Below are 6,000 nucleotides of genomic sequence, written 5' to 3' on the forward strand. Positions count from 1 at the left end.
TGCTCTGCCTCAGGCAGGCAGGTATGTACGGGATAGGGGGACGGGTACTTTAGAAAAAAAGTGAATAATGGTAAGGATTATGCTGTGAACACGGTTTTTTGTCAATAAAATAAATGAGAGTCCCTGAAGGGCTTCCTGAAAGGCAGGTTTTATCTGTACTTACTGTAGATACTTTGCAGTGTGCTGTTTTTTCTCAGTTTTTCCATGGTCCTGTCAAATTCAGGCAGGATGTGTGCAAAGGATGAGTATTTTCCGATACACAGACTCATGGGAACTTCATCCAGGACTATGGGGATTTCAACAATTTCTTCCTGAAGATTCAGTTCTTTCAGGCGATGAAGGGCAACCATGGAGTCTGTGATATTGATGTCTCCTCTTCCTGCTGCCAGCATACGAAATACGGTATCAAGGCGTGGGGACAAATCCCTTCTGAAGCCTGTAAGGTTTTTGTCTCCCCATCCATTTCCTATATAATCCAGTATGATGTATTCTTTTAAGTCATCAAGGGTATTTACCTTTTCAAGCGCATTCAGTTTTTCATGCCCTTTTTTAGTAAAAATGGTCATATATGAAATCAATACAGGTTCCCTGCTGACCTCCGTATAACTTTTTCTTTCCGGGGTTGGTATCGTGACAAAGGCATCTGCATTGCCATCCTTCACCATTTTCTGTGCCCTTGCCCATGGCAGACCTTCATGATAAAGGCGAATTCCCAAATGATTCTGGATTACTTCATCCAGTACATCAATGAAAATGCCTTGCATCTTCCCGTTTTCACCTTTCCAGGAAAAGGGGGGGAAATTGTCAAAATAGACGACCCTCATGGTTTCTCCGGCAGATAATCCCCATGGATACCATAGTACCAGCAAAATGAGTGATGAAAAGAGGCCTTTTTTCAGGGACGTCATGCTATCCATCCTGTTTTTTTCGGGGGCAGGGGCATTGTTTTCAGAGGGGCTTTCTGTGGTGCTTTGTTTTCTTTCATGATTTTAGATCGTTCCCATAGAGACATGCCCCTCTGTCCTCCAGCCTTTTATCGATATTGGTTGTAAATTTCCTCCAGTTTTCCACTTTCCCTCAACTGACTCAGTTTCTTGTCAAATTCAGGGAGAATTTTTGTGAAAGGTGATTTTTTTCCGATGCAGAGGCTGAAGGGAACCTCATCAAGAATGTTGGGAATTTCAATGATCTGGTCTCTCAGCCCCATATTGAGGATGGTGAAACCCCCGACGACCGAGTCGGTGATGAACAGGTCGCCCCTTCCCGCTGCCAGCATTTGAAATACATTTTCGGGTCTGGGTGAAAGCTGTCTGTCATAATCCTTGAGGTTTCTTTCTGCCCATCCGTTGCCTATGTAATCGAGAAGAATAAAGCCTTTGAGATCTGGAATGGACTGGATTTGTTTTAAGGCATCAATATTTTCATGCCCGTTTCTGGTAAAAAGGGTCATTCGGGAGCTGATTACTGTTTCTTCACTGATTTCCGTGTACCCTCTTCTTTCGGGTGTGGGAACGGTTATAAAGGCATCCGCCTGTCCTCCGCGAACCCGATCCTGCGCCCTTGCCCACGGGAAGCCTTCATGGGAAAGGGGGATACCCATCTGCTTTCCGGCAACTTCATCGACCACGTCTATGAGGATGCCACGCATGGCACCGGACTCATCTTTCCATGAGAAAGGTGCAAAGTTATCAAAATAAACCATCTTCAGGGTCTGGGCCGTTGCCGTGCCAAAGCCTGCAACAAGAAAAAGGGCGAGAAGACAAAGGATCATGCGTTTCATGGGAAACCTCCGGCAGGTGTGGGTTGGTGAGAGTACCTTTGCTCTGCCTTTGGCAGGTAGGTATGTACGGGATAGGGGGGACGGGTGCTGTAATGAAAAAATGAATAATGGTAAGGATTATGCTGTGAACACGGTTTTTTGTCAATAAAATAAATGACAGCGTTTTGTGGCAAGATGAACTTTTTGCCAACTGGGAAATTGCCTCAGGAGGCGATAATCCCTATAAAATAAAGCCACTGTGAGGTGATTTCATGCACTGGGATGTAAAAATCGTTAAACCCAAACCTGACTATAAAATATATGTCGAAACAGAGATCAAGGGACTGTCCGGAATGTCATTCAGACCTGGGTTGAGAAATGATGTACATCCTACAGGCGGTGCAGACTTGCCGATTTTCTGGAAAGCCCCAAACAGAGAAAGAACGGCGGGAGAGTGGAGAGAATCTGTTGGCTGGAGAGATGTTTCGGAAAGATGTCAAAACGGTCGAAAGCCTTTGACTACAAGCTAAAAAAACAACCCGTCTGCCCAGAGAATCACTCTGGAGAGACGGGTTTTCTTTTTCAAAATGGTGGAGCTGAGGGGGAACCTCCTAATTATCCTAATCTCACAAAAGATAATATAAAGTGCGTGTGCCTGTCAATAGTTTTTTGTACTTTTTTTTGTCCCTGAAAATTTGGCCAAAAAATGTGAAGCCTGCTTACGTATTTGCAGCTCCCAATATCCCCCCCGTGGGATCGGTACGCCATGACATTTTTTTTCGATTTGCCAAGGGATAGAGGCGGCCAGCTTTTTCATGTAATTGGGAAGACGAAACAAACGGGCCGGAACTTTTCTTCGGGGATTCTTCTCTGGATTCTGGAATGCAGTATGGCCCATCGAAACAAACGGGCCTGGAATTGTGAAGGGGTGCAAATGGCCCTGGGATTGTGGCTGCTGATTTTACAGGTGCAAGCGGCTCTGGATTGTGGCAGTCAATTTAATAGGTGCAAGCGGATCTGAAATTGTGGCGGGGGGGTAAATGGCCCTGAGTAAATCTGGTCATCTTTTAAGTAAAAGTTGACGAGTTGTAAACACACGCTTTCCCTTTGGATTCAGGGGCTTGACCTTGATTCAGGCTGAGGCTGTGATTTTTCCGCTTTACAACACGTCAAGTTTTCCCTAAGATTGCCGCAGAAGTTGACGGGATAGGGGCAGGGGCAAGGATCGGGAGCTGATTGGGTAGTGAATTACTACTGCATCCCCTGAGCTGACCGGCAGCTGGCCTGGACTGATCCAAGGCACAGGCAGGAACCTTACTCCGCACAGGCCAAAACAGAGGCCACAGAATGCCCCAGGATCAACGAACGCTTCAGGGCCTGAGTGATTCCTTCATGGGATTCTGAGACGATCTGGGGGCTTCTGAGAGCTTCCTGTCTTAGTACGCTATGAAGTAGGGCTTGCACCGCCAGCACCCAGGAAATAGCACAGAAAGGGTCTGAGATTGACTGAGAGGCAGCAGGGCTTCCGAGGCAAGGCAATGGCAAGGGAAAGGCTTAGGATCGATCTGGGGGCTTCTGGTGGCCTCTGAGGGCTTCAGCGGGATCTTGGCTTACTTCCTGAAATCGGCCTGGGATATCGTGGCTTCCTAACTCACCACATACCAGCCTTGAAGCCCGGCCCCGTTCCTTCTCTACCCTTTTTTCGAGGGTTAACTTTTATTTACAGATATTCCCCAAAGCGAAAGGCATCGACATGGGAAACAACGGGAACAATCCAAAGCAGGGCAGCCAGATAGCAGTGGAGCCTATCAAGCAAGTCAAGGATCTGAAGGCAATCAAGCAGCTTCTGAGATCCAAGCCAAGGGATTACGCCCTGTTCGTCCTGGGAATCAATACGAACCTTCGGGCTTCTGACCTTCTGAGCTTGACGGTAGGCCAGGTGGAAGGACTTCAGCCCATGGATGAACTTGTGGTTCAGGAGCAAAAGACAGGCAAGCAAAGACGCATAAACGTGAACAAGGCAGCCGTGGATGCAATCAATGGCCTTCTGGCTACCATGCCGGATGCAGAGGCTGAGGCCCCTCTCTTCCAGGGGCAGCGTGGGCCGCTTACGGTTTCCTATGTGAATCGGCTTGTGAAGAGCTGGTGTAAGGCTTTGAATCTCAAAGGGAACTATGGAAGCCACAGCTTGCGGAAGACCTGGGGATACCACCAGCGGGTTACGTTCGGGAAAGGATTGCCTGAGCTGATGGTGTGCTTTAATCACAGCAGCCAGAGGCAGACCCTGGATTATCTGTGCATTCAGGCTGAAGAGATCAAGAGCGTGTACGCCAATGAGCTGTGAGAAGCGGTAGAAGGCCCGTCAGGGCCGGGCAGGGACGGGCGATGGTTCACATACCTGGCTTTCTTCCTAAGCTTTTTCACTAGATCCGAACGGGGCCAACCAAGGAGCGAAGCTCCGCTTCTCTGAGCCGGTAGGGGTTCACAAGGCCGGGGCCAGCCAAGGATCGGCTCTTCAAGGCCCGACAGGGCCGGGCTGATCCGAACGGGGCCAGCAGCAGAGGGCCAACCAAGGATCGGCTCTTCAAGGATCGTCTCTTTGATCCGAACAGGGCTTTCATTGCATTTTACAAGTATGCTTAATGGTTACAGTTTGTTATGTAAATTCATATCATGCTCCTGATTTGGGGAATTTTTCCGTTGATATGATAATGTAAATCAGGCTGTTACACGAATCTCACCTAGTAAATGCAAAGGGGAGAGTGAGAGTATCTGAGGCTTCTTAGGAGAATCTTAGGTATATCTCAGGTAATACCTAAGCATAGTAAAGAGTATCCTTCCTATAGATCAATGTACTACGCCGCCCTTCCAGCCCTTCCAGCCCTTCAAGGCCCGCCAGGGCCGGGTAAGCTTCGGATCAATCCTGGTGCCTTCAAGCCGCCTTTTTCTGACCCACAAGGAGTAACCCTTTTCCTTGACCACAGAAGGGAGAGAGCAGGGCCAGTCCTGCGGCCTGAGCTTGCCTTCACCGATGCCAAGGGCAAGCACTGGTTCGTACTGGCTGACATCCTGAGGTCCAACAAGGATCGGCTCTTCAAGGATCGTCTCTTTGATCCGATTGATCCGACAGGGCCGGGCTGAAAGCCACGGGCAGCACAACACGTCCGGCATATGCAAAAGCCCGTATTATTGAGACGTTCGGGGATTGGGGGCTAATTAAGACCCCAATAGCCGACAGCCAGGGCCAGCCAAGACCAGCCAGGGCCAGCCAAGACCAGCCAGGGCCAGCCAAGACCAGCCGGGGCCAGCCTGGGTAAAGCCATGCAGACACAGGAGCTTCCCGTGTGGGTTTTATCAAAAGGGGTTTTTTCCTTATGGCCCTTGACCTTGCCCCAGGATCGTATCTTCGATCCGACTGATCCAAGGCCGGGAGCTTTCCTTCACCTTCTCACATACCCTTTCATATACCCAACCAAGGGCTTCTCAGAGCCATTATTCCACCTTGCCTACCGTATATAGTCTAAAACCCGAACGCTGTTCCTGAGCGATTACAGCTGGTCGTTTTTTCCTGGAAAGTCCTATTTTCCCTGTGCTGGCGGTACAGGCCCTATTATTAGGGGGAAAGCAAAGGGGCGAAGCTCAGGCCGCAGGACTGGCCCTGTTCGGATCAAAGAGACGATCCTTGCTCCGCTTCTCACGCCTTCCTTCCATTCTCCTGTCTGGTGCGGTTTTGCCTGAAATACCCGTAAAATTTAACCAAATTGCCCCTTGTAACATCCTGCAATAATTGAACGATTTTAAAAGGCCAGGGTGGGGGAAAGAGCTGTTACTTTTCAAGGGCTTATGCGAACTCCTGTCTTGCTCCGCTTCTTCCCGTAGTCGCCTGACATTGAAGCCTTGCCTAGCCCTGGGATTTAAGAGGACAGGGTGGGGAAAGAGCCGTTACTTTTCAAAAGAGGATAACTTTGCCGAGGCCCTTGATTACCAAGGGTCTTGGTCATTTTTATGTGTGGGTTGTGGTGAGTTGGGAGGCCACGGTGGGGTAAGAAGGCCAGCCTTCCATCCTTCCTTCCATTCTCATGCCTGGTTCGGTTTTGTCTGAAATAGACTTAAAACTCAACCAAATTACATCTTGTAATGCCTTGGAATAATTGAACGATTTTAAGAGGACAGGGTGGGGAAAGAGCCGTTACTTTTCAAAAGAGGATAATTTTGCCGAGGCCCTTGATTACCAAGGGTCT

3 protein-coding genes are annotated in these 6,000 nt (G+C 48.9%); 1 reads left to right on the plus strand and 2 read right to left on the minus strand.

Going from position 1 to position 6,000, the window contains the following annotated elements:
• Nucleotides 1–149 precede the first annotated feature (149 nt).
• Both LZ24_RS14790 and LZ24_RS14795 read right to left on the minus strand, forming a co-directional pair.
• Nucleotides 150–764 carry a substrate-binding periplasmic protein gene (locus LZ24_RS14790; protein WP_246118609.1) on the minus strand — a complete coding sequence of 205 codons (615 nt, stop codon included), beginning with the start codon at nucleotides 762–764 and terminating at the stop codon, nucleotides 150–152.
• A gap of 269 nt (nucleotides 765–1,033) precedes the next feature.
• The gene (locus LZ24_RS14795; protein WP_144686506.1) at nucleotides 1,034–1,780 is read right to left on the minus strand and encodes a substrate-binding periplasmic protein; all 747 of its coding nucleotides are present in this window, start codon (nucleotides 1,778–1,780) and stop codon (nucleotides 1,034–1,036) included.
• A 1,732-nt stretch (nucleotides 1,781–3,512) separates the two neighbouring features.
• Here LZ24_RS14795 and LZ24_RS14800 point away from each other — a divergent pair.
• Nucleotides 3,513–4,103: a site-specific integrase gene (locus LZ24_RS14800; RefSeq protein WP_144686507.1), complete on the plus strand. Its 591-nt coding sequence runs from the start codon at nucleotides 3,513–3,515 to the stop codon at nucleotides 4,101–4,103.
• Nucleotides 4,104–6,000: the final 1,897 nt, after the last annotated feature.

It is taken from the genome of Desulfobotulus alkaliphilus (assembly GCF_007830435.1).
GTDB lineage: Bacteria > Desulfobacterota > Desulfobacteria > Desulfobacterales > ASO4-4 > Desulfobotulus > Desulfobotulus alkaliphilus.